The following is a 17,279-nucleotide window of genomic DNA, read 5'->3' as shown; positions in this document are numbered from 1 at the left end:
TTGCACAATTCTAACATAAGAGGAGATAAACATGCTTCAATTATTTGCCCCTCCCCTGCCGACTTTGCTTGCTGCTGGTCAAGTTATTTTTGATATAGGGCAATCACATATCAATCGTAAAAACATTGGTGTCTTTGATTTGTTAGTTGTCACAGAAGGACAATTGCATATGGGAGAAGATGACAAACAATTTCAGGTTAATAAAGGGGATACGCTAATCCTTTATCCTGATCGTCACCATTTTTCTATAACACCCTGTGACCAGATTACTCACTCTTTTTGGTTTCATTTCAATACATCCAAAGGCTGGCAGGATCTAACAACATCTAAACCCTTCCAATACGATGAAAATGCAACTGGAGAGTGGAATAACGCTTTTGTTGAAAGTCCATTCGGAATTACACTGCCTCAGTATTGTAATTTGTCAAACCTTGGAAGCGTTGAACAGCTGTGCTCAAATATTGTTTCTTCTGAATATGAGTCATTCTACACAAAAGAATGGCAGCGACAAGTACTTTTTCAACAATTACTTCAGGAGCTCTCAACGCATACGAAACTATCAAACTCTATGCCTGCATTTGCCGTAGCTGAAAAAGCTGCCCTTTATTTAAGAAAAAATTATGCCAAGAAGGTCACTTACGAAGATCTAGGCCATGCCCTAAGGTTCCATCCTAATCATATTGCAAGATGTATGATTCAGGCTTTTGGCTGCACACCGATTGAATTTATTAATAAAATACGGATAGACCAAGCAAAGATTCTGCTCGTTTCAACAGATTGGAGCACGGATAGAATTTCAGATGTTTGCGGCTTCACCCAGTCTGCATACTTCAGCAGGGTCTTTAAAAAACTAGAAAAACTGTCACCCAGTCAATTTCGTAAACAATATGTTGGGAACATTCCAGTAATTAAACCAACTATATAAAAAAAATGAGGCAAAGTCTTTATCGCTCAAAGACTTTGCCCAAATAAGTTCCCATTCTTCATTATGAATAAAGGGCATCACCTGTATAGGAAAATACCCTTTTCTTTTATTGAATAGAATATGTTTTACATTTCTCATAGAATTTAGTTTTCCCTACTTTAAGTAACCTTGCTGCTTCGAGTTTATTACCATTCACAATAGAAAGAGCCTTTAGGATGGCTTGTTTTTCCACTTGTGCAAGTGTTTCTTTTAATGACTGAATAGGCATATCTGAAACATTTACCGATTCCTTCACGTTTGACATTTTAGAATCACTTACGGTTTCACTATCTCGTAAATATAATGGCAGGTGCGCAATTTCTATTGTATCCCCGTCTAAGACATTGATTGACCGTTCTAGAACATTCTCGAGTTCTCGAATATTCCCTTGCCACTTATGCTGATTGAGTCGCTCTACTACTTCAGCTGAAAGCTTAATACCCTTCCGATAGAATTTTCTTTCTAGCTTTTCTAATAGATTAATGGATATTAACTCAATATCGCCTATGCGTTCTCTTAGTGGAGGAATTTCAATTTTGATTACATTTAACCGATAATATAAATCTTGACGAAATGTTCCTTCCTCTACCATTTTCTCCAAATTCCGATGTGTGGCAGCAATGATACGAACATCTACAGGAATTGATTTTTGACCACCAATAGGAAGTATCTCCCGCTCCTGCAAGACTCTTAAAAGCTTACTTTGCATCGCAAGCGGCATATCTCCGATTTCATCAAGGAAAATCGTTCCACGATTCGCCATCTGGAATTGCCCTTTCTTTCCACCTTTTTTGGCACCGGTAAAAGCTCCATCATCGTAACCAAACAATTCCGATTCAAGTAAATGCTCGGGAATGGAGGCACAATTGATTGGGACATACGGAAAAGAGGCACGCATGCTGTTATTGTGAATAGCAGAAGCAAACAATTCCTTTCCCGTACCTGATTCTCCTAGTATGAGAACAGCAGATTGACTTCCAGAAACTCTTTCTGCTAACTTTTTGATAGCAGTAAAAGAAGGACTCTTGCCAATTAAGTTACTGAAGTAATATTTGCTTTTAACGGTTTTTTCCGCTTTCGTTTTATAATAGTTTACTTCTTCAACGAGATGCTGAATTTTGTTCTTGTATAATATCCAATCCTCGGGATTGCGAAACATAACTGTTCCAACAGCTCCTACTAATTCACCATCAATAATAAGAGGATAACGGTTTGCAATCATATCACTGCCGTTAATAGGCTGAACAGAGGCCAGCTCTTTTTGTCCGGTTTTTGCGACGATATGCATCCTTGAGTTCTCAATTACATCTTGAACAGGCTTTCCGATAGCTTTTTCAACCGTGGTGCCTAGAAATTCACAATAAGCTGAATTGATATAAAGAATAATGCCATCTCGATCAACCACAACAATACGTTCACCTGCAAGATTAATAATTTCTTCAATCCAATGATGTGGAATTTTTTCCGTTCCTAGTTTCATAGTTTTTCACCCTGGTCATTTTTGTTTACGTTCATTATATCAAAGAGACTTGGTTATTTATCAGATAGAAAAAAAGAACCCTGTTCGGTAAACCGAGCAGGATCTTTTTTTCTATTGAACGGTATATCCACCATCAAGAATAACGGCTTGACCTGTAACTCCTCTACCTTTATCACTTGCCAAGAAAGCAGCATAATCCGCAATTTCGGACACTGCTAACAGCCTTTTTTGAGGTACAAGTGTAAGGAGTACGTCATCGATTACACGGTCTATACTAACATTCCGTGTAATAGACAAGTCTTTAAGCTGGTTTCTAACTAATGGTGTATCCACATAGCCTGGGCAAAGGGCATTAACCGTGATTCCATGTTGGGCACCCTCTAATGCAGCTACTTTAGTTAAGCCAATTACCCCGTGTTTTGCACTATTGTAGGCAGCTTTGCCCGCAAATCCAATTACTCCATTAATCGATGCCATATTAATGACTCTTCCAAAACCCTGTTCCTTCATAATAGGGAATACATGTTTAATCCCAATAAACGGAGCTGTCAGCATCACTTTAACTAACAATTCGAATTTTTCAGTAGGGAAATCTTCGATGGGAGAAACATACTGAAGCCCCGCATTATTTATTAAAATATCGATTCTTCCAAACCTGCTATGTGCAGAAGCTATAGCATTCTTGAATGCTTCCTCATCGGTGACATCACAAGGAGCAGAAAAAGCCTCATACCCTTGTCCTTGCAGTTCTTCTGCAACAATGTCACTCTTTTCTTTATTTAAATCAGAAATGACTACTTTTGCTCCCTCTTGTGCAAAAGTCTTAGCGACTTCTAACCCGATTCCACTTGCAGATCCAGTAATAAATGCTACTTTTCCTACTAACATGTTTGGACCCTCCTAAAAAATTTATTTACTATCAAAGGTATGTTTCTAAATTTTAGACAAGACCTAGGAAAGTATAGACAGCAATAATGAAGAATACAGCAATTGTTTTGATAATTGTAATCGCAAAAATGTCACGGTAGGATTGTTTATGTGTTAATCCTGTTACCGCTAAAAGTGTAATAACCGCACCATTATGTGGAAGTGTATCCATACCTCCTGATGCCATCGCCACAACACGGTGCATAACTTCAGGTGGAATATTTGCTGCTGCAATGGCCTTATTGTATTGATCAGCCATGGCGCCTAACGCAATTCCCATACCGCCAGATGCTGAACCTGTAACACCTGCAAGAGTACTCGTTGTAACTGCGCCGTTTACTAGTGGATTTGTGAACGTAGATGAAATTCCATCACTAATTTTCGCAAAGCCAGGAAGTGCAGCAATAACACCGCCAAACCCATATTCAGCACCCGTATTCATGGTAGCTAGTAAGGAACCGCTAATACTTTGGTTGATACCCTCTTTAAATTTATTCGATACTCGTTTCCAATCGTATAATAGAGAAGAAAGAATACCGACCACTAATGCCATCTCAATCGCCCAGATGGCAGCACTTGCTGTAACGTCGATTGTGTATGGTAAACCAATCGCTTTAAAATCAAATCCATTTGGATACCATTGCGGGATAAACGTAATGAAAAGTTTATTGGTCACTCCTACTAAAATAAGTGGAACAAATGCTAATATTTGTCTTAAAACAGATTGATTGGAAGTTAAATCAGGAACATGTTCTTCTTTTTCCTCTATTAAGTCTTTTGCTAAAGCAGCTGCATTCTCAGTACCGAAGCCGTAATAGCCTTCTCCCGCACTCTCTGCCTTTTTCCTTCTCATTTCCAAGTACAATAAGCCAAGAGTTAAAACAAAGATTGCGCCAATGATACCTAGGATTGGGGCAGCATAAATGTCTGTTTTAAAGAATGCAATTGGAATAACGTTTTGAATTTGCGGCGTTCCTGGTAAGGCATCCATGGTGAATGTGAAAGCACCAAGTGCAATCGTACCAGGAATAAGTCGTTTAGGAATATTCGCTTCTCTGAACATTTGAGCAGCGAATGGGTAAATAGCAAATACCGCTACGAATAAGCTAACTCCGCTATAAGTTAAGATTGCACCTAATAAAACAATCGTTAACATCGCACGCTTTGCACCTAAAATACGAACAATCGTCTTTGCGATAGATTCTGCAATCCCTGACATTTCAACGACCTTACCGAAGATTGCTCCTAGTAGGAAGACTGGGAAGTAGGATTTGATAAATCCAACCATTTTTTCCATAAATATACCAGAGAAAAATGGCAAAACTTGACTCGGATCAATAAATAAAACAGCTAAAATGGCACATAATGGAGCGAATAAAATAACTGAAAACCCACGGTAGGCGGCGAACATAAGCAGTCCGAGCGCCAAAAGAATAACAATTAAATCCATTTAAATCCCCCTATTTAGTTATTTTGCATGTTTCAAACAAATACCCCTTTGGTAAGCGTTTCCATCAAAATGCTTACATTTATACTAATGCAATTTCTATGCCAAATGCATTTAATTACTAAATAGTAGCAATATTGCCTATTATTATACTAATTAAATAGTAACATCTAGTAGATTACTATTTTATAATTAGGAAACATTTAGGGATGGTTTTTTCCGGGAATGCGGAATATTAGTGATTGTTCATTCCGCTTTTCTGGAATTTTCCGTATTTTCGGAATCCATTGCTCCACTATTAACGCTCTAACACTTCATACTCTTAGGAAATTAATTCTAATGATACTCTTGGTCCAATTATAAATGTGGCTTCCGTTTTTTCCTTAACGGTCTCAAGGTTTACTCCCTCTTGTAGCTCCTCTAATACTAGCCCTTCTTCGGTTACACGAAAAACGGCTAATTCCGTCACAATCAGATCTACTACACCTTTTCCTGTCAGAGGCAAGCGGCATTCTTCGAGGATTTTAGAGGAGCCATTCTTTGCTGAATGCTCCATAGCGACAATGACCTTCTTTGCACCTGTCACTAAATCCATCGCTCCACCCATACCAGGAACCATTTTCCCAGGGACCATCCAGTTTGCAAGGTTTCCTTTTTGATCAGCTTCAAGCCCTCCAAGGACGGTTAAATCAACATGTCCGCCGCGGATTAGCTCAAATGAGAATACGCTGTCAAAAAATGCACCACCAGGAAGAATTCCTGAAGGCTGTCCGCCCGCATTGACCAAATCCGGATCAATCTCTCCTTCTAGAGGACCAAGTCCTACATAACCATTCTCAGATTGAAGAATGACATTTACGCCGTCAGGGAGGTAATTCGGCACCATTGTCGGTAAGCCGATTCCGAGGTTTACTACATCTCCATCTTTCAGTTCCTTTGCCACTCGAGCTGCGATAACTTGTTTTGGATTCACTAAGGTTTGTACCATTATTGACTACCTCCCTGAACATAAATTTTATCGATGAGGATTCCTGGAGTCATAACCTCATCAGGGTCTATTTCTCCGACCTCCACCAATTTCTCTACTTGGACGATAACGTGATCAGCCGCAAGCGCCATGAAAGGGTTGAAGTTACGAGCTGAACGATGGTAAACCAAATTTCCGGATTTGTCCGCTTTATATGCTTTAAGAAGGGCTACTTCAGCACGAAGCGGTTTTTCGAGCAAATATTCACGTCCATCTACCGTCAGCTTTTCCTTGCCTTCTTCGACAACAGTTCCCACACCGGTTGGAGTTAATATGCCGCCAAGGCCAGCTCCGCCTGCACGAACACGTTCTGCAAGTGTTCCTTGAGGTACTAGTTCTACCTCCATTTCACCCGCGATCATTTGCCTGCCAGTTTCTGGGTTTGTCCCGATATGTGAAGCAATCACTTTCTTAACTCTATGGTTTACAATTAAAGGTCCCACGCCGCTTTCAATGAAAGCGGTATCATTTGCAATCAAAGTAATATCCTTAACGTCCGCTTCAAGCAAGGCGGATACAAGATCCTCCGGTGTACCAACCCCCATAAAGCCACCTGCCATAATACTCATGCCATCTTTAAAAAAAGAAGTAACTTCATCCAATGAAATAATTTTATTCACTAACAGCACCTCCTGAAAAAATAGGTGAGTTTATTGCTCACACCTTTTTAATCTGCAAGAACTGTGCCAAATAGAAAAGCGGAAGCGCCTTGCCCAAGGAAAAAAGCAGTTCATTTTTTCCCAGGGGCGACAGGCATAAGACGAGCCGGCAGAAAGGTTGCTCTTTGACCTTTTTGCCGGATTGGCTTAGACCTGAGAGCCCCTAGGCGCTGCAGCTAGACAATAAATATAAAGACACGATCCTCTTGCAGGAACGTGCCCTCTTGTTTTTAACTTACTAAAGGTAATTTAATTTCAACCAAGGTACCCTGTTGTTCTTTACTTTGGTACGTAATACTTCCATGGTGCTGTTTAATGATTTTATTGCAAATCATTAAGCCAAGTCCGGTTCCTTTTTCTTTTAAACTATAAAAAGGTTCACCTAAGCGAGGCAGAAGTTCTTCTGGAATTCCACAGCCTTCATCCTGAACCGTAAGGACACATTCACCGTCTTCACCCTTTTGGAGATGAATATGAATGTTTCCTCCTTCAGGCATTGCCTCTATTGCATTCTTTAACACATTAAGAAATACCTGCTTTAACTGATTTTTCTCCCCATTAATAAAAAATGGCGATTCCTCCACACATAGATTGAATTGAATATTTTCCAAATGTGCTTGCGGTGAAAGAAGTTCAAGCGTATTCTCTACAAGTTCTCTTATATTCGTCCGATGAAGCGCAACAGCCTGTGGTTTTCCAAGAGTAAGCATTTCACTCGTAATCGTTTCAATTCTTCCTAGTTCACTTAGAAGCAAATCATTTATTTCATCTGCCCCATTTTCCCATTTAAAAAGCTGTACAAATCCCTTTATCGTTGTAAGGGGATTGCGAATTTCATGGGCAACTCCTGCTGCTAACTCACCGACAATCGATAGTTTCTCAGATTGCAAGAGAATTTCTTCTGCCTTTTTACGCTCAGAAATATCACGGCTGATGATGACAATATGTTCAACTTCTCCATTATCACCGCTTACAGGCACACACCTTGATTCGAATTCAATCCAGCGGCCATGTTTATGGTTCAGTCGAAATTCAATTGATTTTAATTCTTTACTAACAAACATTCTATTAATCATATTTTGAAACAATGCAACATCATCGGGATGAATGAACCGGCATAATTTTACACCTTCTAGTTCACAGCATTGATACCCTAAAACGATTTCATGAGAAGGAGAAAAGTAAGTAAGAGAATGCTCTTTATCCATCACCATAATAAGATCAGATGTATTCTCAGCAATTAGTCTGTATTTGGACTCACTTGCTTCTACCATCCTATACATGTCGGACAATCTGTTGTTAAGTCTATGTAGCTTAACATAAGACTCTATCAATAAGAACCCTAGAATAACCCCTAATATCACAAACAGAATATATTGGAAGTGAAAGAATGGGTTATCTCTAAATACGTTGAAAACAATTGGTACAGTAATAATATAAATGAGTATATATGAACTAGATAAAATAATAGATTTAATTAATGGTGTATATCTCTTCGTAAAATAATAGATGATAGTAAACCCAATCATCATAGCAGCCCAACCGCTAATAGCCGTGTCCCAATGTCCGCTTGAGTACAATCTCGCAAGTAGTCCAAACGATCCAGTAATAATTCCTGCAAATGGTCCCAGGTAGGCAAATATCAGTATTACGGGCGCATAGCGGATATCATAGGAATATCCCTGCTCTTGTATTGATAGCATGATGAGAATAACCGATACAATTCCTCCGTAGACACCGATCCAAAGACGAGCATGTTTTATGGGCTTATGATTAAAAAAAGAGCGTATTACTAAAGGACTACTAACTAAAAGTGAAAAAATTGAGAGATTTACAATATAATCTATTAGAAACAATGAACTCCCACCCAAAAAACCATAATTTTTTACTTTATCATAAACTAGAAAATTCTCTATTACTATATATTTTTTTTAGTTTAAATGGTAGTTAAATCCAGAAAAAAAAGCACCAAGGACGGAGATCCTTGGTGCTTTCGCTTTTATTGAGCATCCTTCGCTGCTGCTGGTTTATCTTTTTCAAAGAAAATGATTAACGCCGGTAATAAGATACCTCGAATTAGGAACGTATCTAGTAAAATTCCAACTGCAACGATAAAACCAAATACGAACAATAATTGGATTGGCTGGGTCATCAATACTGCGAAAGTTGCTGCAAGTATAATCCCTGCTGAAGAAATAACACCGCCAGTGGTTGATACGGCAATTTCAACTGCCTTTTTAACAGAGTGTTTTTTTCTTTCTTCTATAAATCTTGAAATTAATATAATATTGTAATCAATTCCAAGTGCCACTAAAAAGACAAACGAGTATAGAGGCACTCGATTACTGATAGTATCGATATCAAAAAACAAACTGCTTAAGAACATTCCTAAACCGACTGCCGCCAGGAATGAAATTAAAATCGTACCCATCATATAAATCGGCATTTTGAATGACTTTGTCAAGACAATTAACATCACAAAAATTAACAGTGACTCAAGCAAAACAATCACGATAAGATCTCTGTCGTTTATTGCACGATCATCGACTTTCTTTGCCGTCTCTCCTGCAAAATGAAGTTCACCATCAAGATTGCTCTCTGCTAACAGCTTATCAGCATTGTCTCTCATCTTTTCCAGCGCATCCATGGTTTCCACCGCATATGGGCTTTCCTTAAACGTGAGACTATACTGGACTACCTTTTGATCTGATGTGGTGCCATTCGGACGGACGTTACTAACTAGCTCTTGATCAGCAAGAGTTTCAAGCAATGCCCCTTGCTGTTCAGGTGTTATCTCTTCTTTAGCCTCAAACAATACAGTGGTTGCAGCTAAATCACCTTTTTCAAACTTTTCTTCTAATATTTCATAGCCTTGCCTTGAAGGCATATCCTTCGGAAACGACTTCATCGTATCGAATTCATACTTCAGATTAAACATGTTAAGCGCTGAAGCTAGAAGAATGATACCTATAACGGAAGCTGATAGTACTGGTTTTTTCACGACAAATTTGCCAATTCTACTCCAGATTGAACTGGATTTAACACTTTCCTCACCCACTTTTGGAATCTTAGGCCAGAAAGATTTTCTTCCAAACAAAGTGAACAGTGCTGGTACAAGGGTAATCGAAGCAAACATAATAACAAGCATTGCTGCTGCGAAAACAGGGGCAAAATTACGATAATCTCCGAACTCGGCGAAGAAGAGAACTAGCATAGCAGCTAATACAGTTCCTCCTGAGAAGAAAACGGGTGTCCCTGTTTCGCTCATTGCCTGCTTCATCGCCTCAAATTTGCTATCGAATTTTTTTAATTCCTCACGGTAACGTGAGAAGACGAATAGAGAATAATCAATGACCGCTGCAAACAAAAGAATCGTCATAATTGAAAAAGTTTGATTACTAATCACTAATCCAGCCTTCCCCATAAGCCCTAGTATCTGATTCACAACCTGATAGACAAATGCTGCTGCAAACAACGGAATCAAAGCTAATAATGGAGATCGGTAAATCACGATTAATAAGATTAAGATTAATCCTACAGTTGAAAATAATAACACTAAATCAGCACGGGAAAAGAGATTGAGGGAATCCACCGCAATTCCTGCCGGACCGGTAGTATATAATGTTAGGTCTGTATGTTTCTCAACAATTCCTTCTATTTCTTCTAACGCCGTTCTTATTTCCTTAGACTCTAAATCTGATTCAAACGTTAATGGAAGGATTAAAGTACTTTGATCCTTTGAAAAAAAACTAGCTGTTGCTTGTGGAGGCAAGTTGGGTAAAGGAACATATTCTTTTATTCCTTCTACTTGAGCAAGTTTTTCCATAAATTGATTTAAATCTGAAATTTCCACTTTATTGTCATCAGATTGAAAAACCAATATGGCTGGTATTCCTTCATTATTTTGAAAATAGGTATCGACTTTTTCTTGGGCGATAATCGATTTTGCATCGGCAGGTATCGAATCAATACTTGACACCTCGTATTCCTTTGCACTAGGTGCAAGGACAGATAGCAGTATGGTGATTAAAAGCCAGATTCCAAGCGTTATCCACATACCTTTTCTCGAGGTCACACGATCGGTTACAGGTCGTAAGAATGAATTCATACTTTTAGGCTCCTTCATTATAATATAAGTGACACTAATGTAACTTTTAATAAAAAATAACTGACACAAGTACAATTTCATTATCTTCCAAAGTTACACTTGTGTCAATTAGCAGTTATTGAACATTCCTTGACGAATGATTTCTTTTATTGAGTTTAGCCATTCTTGGTGAGGAATCCTAAAATGATTGGGAATCGCAACACTCTGAAGGATAAATCCTATGATAAGACTATCAGGAATATGGGACTTCAGTTTCCCATCTTCCTTTCCTTTAAGGATAAAACTATTTAAATAGGTGTACATTTCTAAAGGAAGCTTTTCTAGCTTTTCTTTGTTTGTATTTGAGCGGTCCAGCCTAGCTATTACATGCACGGCTGCTTTAATTAAGTGGTGTATTTCTGTTTTCTTAAAAATTATATCCATTAAAAAGTCGAATTGCTTTTCAAAGCCTTCAAGTTTTTCAATTTCTTTTAACTCATGAAGGAATTCTTCCATTTCATAGATCATTAAGTCTGTAATAAGCTCTTCTTTATTTTCATAGTACTTATATAAAGCAGCTCTTGATACTTGCATTCGATCTGCTAAATGGCTGAATGTAAATCCGTCATAACCATTGTGCAGCAACAGCTGCTTCGCCTCATTAAATAACTCTACCGTATTAAACTTCCGCTCCCTCGCCAACTCTTCACCCCCGATATACTATGTGAGAATAGTATATCATATTGGATAAAAATTTTTAGCTATGTCCATCAGGATACCTATTGTGACGTAAGGTATTTATTTGTTATAATCGGAGTGAGTAATCACTCATTTCAGAGAGGGTTGATTAAGAATGGTATCAACAATAGTAATAAATGACGTGAGCAAAAGCTTTGGAAAAAAGTTAGTTCTCAATCAGATAAACTTAACAGTAGAATCAGGAGAAATTTTCGGATTAATCGGTCCTTCAGGTTCAGGAAAAACAACCTTGGTTAAGATTATCGTGGGCATGGATTCACCTAGCCTAGGCGATGTCCAAGTATTGAATAGTGCTGTTCCTAATTTGAAGCTTTTACAGAGAATCGGCTACATGGCCCAAGCGGACGCCTTATACTCGGATTTAACAGGAGAGGAAAATCTCGCATTCTTTGCTTCTCTTTTTAAACTAAAAAAAGATGTCCAAAAAGAACGGATTGCTTATGCCGCTGATTTAGTGAACCTTAAAGCAGATTTGAAAAAGAAGGTCCAGAACTATTCCGGAGGTATGAAGCGGCGGTTATCTCTAGCACTTGCCTTGATACAGGACCCTGAAATCCTTATTTTAGATGAGCCGACTGTCGGGATAGATCCTGAGTTAAGGCGTTCTATTTGGAATGAACTGTATCGTTTAAAAAACGAAGGAAAGACGATTTTAGTGACTACACATGTAATGGATGAGGCAGAGAAATGTGACCGGCTGGCCATGGTTCGAGATGGCGAGATCATCACCAGTGGTTCTCCTGCAGAATTAAAAAATCAGTATGGGATTACCAGTTTAGAAGAGGTATTTTTAATGGCTGGAGGTAAACAGCTATGAGTATATTAGCTTTGGTTAAGAGGATTTTTCACCAAATGCTGCGTGATAAACGGGCGTTGGCTTTGATGATGGTGGCCCCGTTATTGATTCTTACGCTCCTTAATTATCTCCTTGCAGGGAATACAGTTGATTCTAGACTGGGTGTGATTAATGCAGATGACATGCTAGTTGAAATATTAAAAGATACTGACATTACTGTACTAAAGGTTGTCGAAAATACAAAAGACATCTTATTAGATAAAGACTTAGATGGAATCCTTGAATTTACTGGCGAAGAAATCTCTTTGACACTTACAAATGACCAGCCTACTGCAGCAAAGGCACTAAAAATCAAGGTGCAACAAGCAATTGCTGCACAAAAGGCCAAAGAGCAGGCAGTCAATCTGTCTTCATTTATGGAAAATATTCAGAGTAAGCTTCCAGGAGTACCTATTAAGATGGAGCAGGTAAAAGCCCCTGAAATAAATACTTCTTATATATATGGAAATAAAGATACTATCTTTTTTGATCAGTTAAGTCCTATTTTAGTTGGATTCTTTGTCTTCTTCTTCGTATTCTTAATTTCAGGAATTGCGTTGCTGCGTGAACGAACTACCGGCACCCTTGAACGCTTACTGGCAACACCTATCCTGAGGAGAGATATTGTTTTTGGCTATTTGCTGGGATATGGTTTATTTGCAGTGGTTCAAACCATTATTGTGGTTACGTATGCCGTTAAAGTTTTAGATATTACGCTCGTAGGTTCGTTCTGGAATGTAGTAATCATAAATTTAACTCTAGCTTTAGTGGCGTTGTCACTAGGTATTCTTCTTTCTGCTTTTGCGAATTCCGAGTTCCAAATGATGCAATTTATTCCGATTGCCATCATTCCACAGGTTTTTTTTGCAGGAATCTTCCCGTTTGAGTCAATGGCGGGCTGGATGCAGGTACTTGCTAAATGTATGCCGATGTATTATGGCGGCAGTGCCTTAGTAGAGGTTATGTATAAAGGGTCAGGATTAGGTGCTATTACGGACGAACTTTTGGTGCTACTAGGCTTCGCCCTTGTCTTCATTGTTTTAAATGTAGTAGCATTGAAAAAATATAGGAAAATTTAATTTGTGATAGTGTTAAGGAGTTAACTATGACTGAAGAAGAATTGATGCTGCAGCAGTTATTTGATGAAGATAAATTAACGGATAAGCAGAAGAAAATCATTGTCGCAGCGATTGAAACCTTTTCTGAAAAAGGATATGCTGCTTCCTCGACGAGTGAGATTGCCAAGAAGGCGGGAGTAGCCGAAGGAACAATCTTTCGACATTATAAAACAAAGAAGGAATTGTTGGTTTCGATTGTAGCCCCGCTGATGACAAAGTTCATTGCTCCGTTGGTGGTAAAGGACTTTAATAAAGTACTTGACCGGGAATTTGAGACAGTCGAAGATTTTCTGAAGGCAACAATTGAAAATAGAAGAGATCTTCTCATCCGGATGCTTCCTGTGGTGAAGATTATGTTTCAAGAAATTCCTTTCCAGCCGGAATTACGTGAACAATTCTTTGAACTCGTTGTAGAGAATATATTTGACCGGGTTGAAAAAGTAATTGTCGGCTATCAAGAAAAAGGGCAGCTCATTGATATGCCTCCGAAAAGTATAGCAAGGTTAACGATTACCAATATACTTGGCTTCTTAATTTCCCGTTACGTCCTCTTTCCACATTTGGACTGGGATGATGAGCTTGAAATTGAGCGGACGATCCAATTTATTATGCATGGTGTCGGAAAAAAGAACTGATAAAAAGGCAGCCTCCACAATGGTAAGTCATTGCGGAGGCTGCCTTAGTTATTGGTATTTTGAGTTTTACCCTTTCAGTAGAAACTCATTTCCGTCTTCATCATTGAACTGTACAAAGGTTCCCTAGCCAACTAATCAAACGTTTGATTAGTTTTTTATCCATAAAATACTGGATAGCCATCACAGCTATCCAGTAAATTCAAAAGTGTCCATACCACACGGACAGTGTCCACGAGTGGTGCCTGTCACCATATGATGTCACCATATTATATTGTCACCAAATTTTATGCTTCAACAATATTTGGTTGTTGGTATACTTCTTGATCAAATTCACCTGTGGCTTTGCTTGTTAAGACTCCAGATGTGATTGATCCACTTACGTTTAGTGCTGTACGTCCCATGTCAATTAGTGGTTCTACTGAGATTAGGAGACCTACAATTGCAATTGGAAGGTTCATAACAGATAGTACGATTAACGCTGCGAATGTCGCACCACCACCAACACCTGCTACACCGAATGAACTAATTGCTACTACCAGAATCAATGAAAGAATAAATCCTGGGCTAAGTGGATCAATACCCGCTGCTGGTGCAACCATAACTGCCAGCATCGCAGGATATACCCCCGCACAACCGTTTTGACCGATTGTTAGTCCGAATGAACCTGCAAAGTTTGCAATCCCTTCAGAAACACCAAGATCTTTTGTTTGCGTCTTAATCGTTAACGGCAGTGTTCCTGCACTTGAACGTGAAGTGAAGGCAAATGTTAAAGTTGGTAAAGCTTTTTTTACAAAATTAACTGGGTTGATTTTTGCGATTGCTAATAACAATAAATGAACAATAAATACAAGAATAAGTGCTACATAAGAAGCTACAACAAATTTACCTAATTTTACAATTGCGTCATAGTTACTTGTTGCTGCAACCTTTGTAATAATCGCCAAAATACCATATGGCGTTAAACGAAGGATTAACGTAACAATTCTCATTGTTACTGAGTATAGAGCATCAATAATTTTCGCAAAAAGTTCAGCATGTTCCGGCTCTTTTCGCTTTACTCCAAGGTAAGCAATTCCAATAAAAGCTGCAAAGATAACAACAGCAATCGTTGAAGTTGCACGAGAACCTGTTAAATCTGCAAACGGATTTGCTGGGAAAAACTCAAGAACTTGTTGAGGAATGGTCATAGCTTCAACCGTAACAGCTCTTTCCTCTAACGCAGCATTTCGTGCCGCTTCTGCTTCACCTTCAGTTAGTTCGATACCATCAAGACCAAATCCTAATGATGTACCAATACCAATTGCTGCAGAAATAGCAGTAGTTCCAAGTAAAATTCCAATTACAAGGATACTGATTTTACCAATATTCTTCGTTAATTTTAACTTTGTAAAAGCACCTACGATTGAAATGAATACGAGCGGCATAACCACCATTTGTAGTAACTTAACATAACCTGACCCTACAATATTAAACCATGCGATGGATTCCGTTGTAACCTCAGAATCTGTACCGTAAATTAAATGAATAATAAAACCAAAAATAAGTCCTAAACCTAAACCTGTGAATACACGTTTTGAGAATGAAACATGTTTCTTTGCCATCATGCGTAAACCGACCATGAGCAAAAGCAATACTGCAACATTCACAATGATAAGAATTGCATTCATCTTATTTCCCCCTTTTTATATATATATTTTTGTGTTGCGTAAATTAGTCTATGAAAATAGTATTATACATATTCCTATCAGTCAAGTCGGATTAATATGTTTTTTTATTCTAACAATTTGAATAAACCCTCTTTATTGATGAATACTACCTGCTAAAAACAAAATGCCTGAACCTCAATAAAAGGATCAGGCATTTTTGGGCGGATACTGTCCGCCTGAGGTGGACAGTGTCCACGAGCGGTGACAGGCACCGGTGAAGGTTAATCTATTCAAGGTAAATACATACCCTTTACTGATTTAGTGGGATTCGAACAGTAAATACAGTCCCTTTTCCTGGTTCACTTGAAATGTTAATGGTTCCTTTATGTGTTTCCACAATCCATTTTGCAATGGACAATCCTAACCCATGCCCTCCCATTTGTCGTGAACGGGATTTGTCTACACGGTAGAAACGTTCAAAAATATAATGTTGATCCTCTTTTTTAATCCCTATCCCCGTATCTTTCACCTGTATACAAAGCTCATTGACTTCCCTTGTTAGTAAGACCCATACGTCACCATCATTTGGTGTGTATTTAATAGCGTTGTCTAAAAGTATATATAGCAATTGAGATAATCTCTGTGAATCTCCTGTTGCCATCAGTGAATCCGGAGCCTCTAAATGGAGCCTAATTTGCTTTGAGTCTGCTAACGGCTGGACAGATTCAATTGCTTTCTCAGCATGAGGAAGAAAGTCAAACGTCTCTGTTCTCCGTTCGATGATATTTGAATCGGAACGTGCTAGTGTCAATAAGTCACTCACCAAGCTTGTCATCCGTTTCACTTCCTGCCTCATATTGGACAGCAGCTTACCAGCGAATTCCTCTTTCTTCGTATCAATCGTCATGTCTATTGCGTCCAGAGAAGATAACAGCACGCTTAAGGGCGTTCGCAGCTCATGTGATGCATCTGCGACAAACTCCCGCTGTCGAGTAAAAGCTCTGCTAATCGGAATCATTGCTTTTTTCGACATGGCGGTACTAATGAGTAGTGCGAACCCAATAAACACCATTCCAATTACTAAAAGGATGATCAATAGCCAATGAAATAGCTGATAGACAAAGGAGATATCCTTGCCAATAAACAATTTGCCGACATAGCGGCCATTGTCATATATCGACTCGCTGGCAATCATCAGGCGAATATCTCTCTCTGGCCTGCGTTGAAAAAATTCGCCTGGTTTTCCTCTGCCTTTCTCGCTTCCTTCTAGATGAAGTGTTTCCTTAAGGATGTCTCCATCGTCCAAAACCTTTCCATTCAAAAGCCCTAATATCGCAGATCGGGTTCGCTGATCTGCTTCGTTTCCCATTATCAATTCTCCATTTGAATTCACAACATAATAAAATAGCTGGTTAGCTCCGGCAAACACGACCTCTTGACTTTGAATCCCGCGAAAATCACTTTTTTCATGTGTCGTTAAATAATCCTCTAAAAAACCAGCTTCCTGCTTCACTAATGTTTCAAGTTCAGCCTCCTGATTCCTTAGAATGCTAAAATAAAGGACGGAATAAACAATCATAATAAAGAGAATGAGAAATAACATAAGCAACCCACTATAAATACGAGTAAGGCGACCCTGGGTACTTTTAAAAACATCCTTCTCACCAAGGTTTGTTACTAAGCTCAAGAAAGAAA

At 38.7% G+C, this 17,279-nt stretch carries 14 protein-coding genes; 4 read left to right on the top strand and 10 right to left on the bottom strand.

Annotation, left to right across the window (positions count from 1 at the left end; translation table 11 throughout):
• Positions 1-31: 31 nt before the first annotated feature.
• Positions 32-925, top strand: coding sequence for a helix-turn-helix domain-containing protein (locus tag M3189_RS19775; RefSeq protein ID WP_251636954.1), 894 nt, complete (start codon positions 32-34; stop codon positions 923-925).
• A 106-nt stretch (positions 926-1,031) separates the two neighbouring features.
• Here M3189_RS19775 and M3189_RS19770 read toward each other — a convergent pair whose 3' ends face one another.
• The 8 genes from M3189_RS19770 to M3189_RS19735 all read right to left on the bottom strand — a co-directional run bounded on the left by M3189_RS19770 (position 1,032) and on the right by M3189_RS19735 (position 11,293).
• Positions 1,032-2,444 carry a sigma-54 interaction domain-containing protein gene (locus M3189_RS19770; protein WP_251636951.1) on the bottom strand — a complete coding sequence of 471 codons (1,413 nt, stop codon included), beginning with the start codon at positions 2,442-2,444 and terminating at the stop codon, positions 1,032-1,034.
• Between the two features lie 111 nt (positions 2,445-2,555).
• Positions 2,556-3,332 (bottom strand): 3-hydroxybutyrate dehydrogenase, encoded by a 777-nt coding sequence (locus M3189_RS19765; RefSeq protein ID WP_251636949.1) that lies wholly within the window; start codon positions 3,330-3,332, stop codon positions 2,556-2,558.
• 52 nt (positions 3,333-3,384) lie between these two features.
• Positions 3,385-4,821: a GntP family permease gene (locus M3189_RS19760; protein ID WP_251636947.1), complete on the bottom strand. Its 1,437-nt coding sequence runs from the start codon at positions 4,819-4,821 to the stop codon at positions 3,385-3,387.
• 319 nt (positions 4,822-5,140) lie between these two features.
• Positions 5,141-5,806, bottom strand: coding sequence for a 3-oxoacid CoA-transferase subunit B (locus M3189_RS19755; RefSeq protein WP_285889749.1), 666 nt, complete (start codon positions 5,804-5,806; stop codon positions 5,141-5,143).
• Complete coding sequence (gene atoD, locus M3189_RS19750; RefSeq protein ID WP_353057457.1) at positions 5,806-6,465, bottom strand: acetate CoA-transferase subunit alpha; 660 nt, start codon at positions 6,463-6,465, stop codon at positions 5,806-5,808. Before atoD ends, M3189_RS19755 begins: the two co-directional genes overlap by 1 nt.
• Before the next feature lie 269 nt (positions 6,466-6,734).
• Positions 6,735-8,207 carry an ATP-binding protein gene (locus M3189_RS19745; RefSeq protein ID WP_251636945.1) on the bottom strand — a complete coding sequence of 491 codons (1,473 nt, stop codon included), beginning with the start codon at positions 8,205-8,207 and terminating at the stop codon, positions 6,735-6,737.
• Between the two features lie 296 nt (positions 8,208-8,503).
• Positions 8,504-10,612 (bottom strand): MMPL family transporter, encoded by a 2,109-nt coding sequence (locus M3189_RS19740; protein WP_251636944.1) that lies wholly within the window; start codon positions 10,610-10,612, stop codon positions 8,504-8,506.
• A gap of 108 nt (positions 10,613-10,720) precedes the next feature.
• Positions 10,721-11,293: a TetR/AcrR family transcriptional regulator gene (locus M3189_RS19735; protein ID WP_251636942.1), complete on the bottom strand. Its 573-nt coding sequence runs from the start codon at positions 11,291-11,293 to the stop codon at positions 10,721-10,723.
• Positions 11,294-11,444: 151 nt separating this feature from the next.
• Here M3189_RS19735 and M3189_RS19730 point away from each other — a divergent pair, with 151 nt between their 5' ends.
• From M3189_RS19730 to M3189_RS19720, 3 genes are read left to right on the top strand one after another with little or no spacing between them, the layout of a single operon-like run.
• Entirely contained in the window at positions 11,445-12,167 is a 723-nt protein-coding gene (locus M3189_RS19730) for an ABC transporter ATP-binding protein (RefSeq protein ID WP_251636940.1), read from the top strand.
• Positions 12,164-13,264, top strand: a complete 1,101-nt coding sequence (locus M3189_RS19725) for an ABC transporter permease (RefSeq protein ID WP_251636939.1) — start codon at positions 12,164-12,166, stop codon at positions 13,262-13,264. Before M3189_RS19730 ends, M3189_RS19725 begins: the two co-directional genes overlap by 4 nt.
• Positions 13,265-13,290: 26 nt before the next feature.
• On the top strand, positions 13,291-13,938 hold the full coding sequence (locus M3189_RS19720) for a TetR/AcrR family transcriptional regulator (RefSeq protein WP_251636936.1): 648 nt from the start codon (positions 13,291-13,293) through the stop codon (positions 13,936-13,938).
• Positions 13,939-14,222: 284 nt separating this feature from the next.
• Here M3189_RS19720 and M3189_RS19715 read toward each other — a convergent pair whose 3' ends face one another.
• Positions 14,223-15,605 carry an L-cystine transporter gene (locus M3189_RS19715; protein WP_251636934.1) on the bottom strand — a complete coding sequence of 461 codons (1,383 nt, stop codon included), beginning with the start codon at positions 15,603-15,605 and terminating at the stop codon, positions 14,223-14,225.
• A 289-nt stretch (positions 15,606-15,894) separates the two neighbouring features.
• Positions 15,895-17,271, bottom strand: a complete 1,377-nt coding sequence (locus tag M3189_RS19710) for a sensor histidine kinase (RefSeq protein WP_251636932.1) — start codon at positions 17,269-17,271, stop codon at positions 15,895-15,897.
• Positions 17,272-17,279: the final 8 nt, after the last annotated feature.

This window comes from Neobacillus niacini, from assembly GCF_023715415.1.
Taxonomy (GTDB): domain Bacteria; phylum Bacillota; class Bacilli; order Bacillales; family Cytobacillaceae; genus Neobacillus; species Neobacillus niacini_C.
This window is presented reverse-complemented; position numbering and strand designations above follow the sequence as displayed.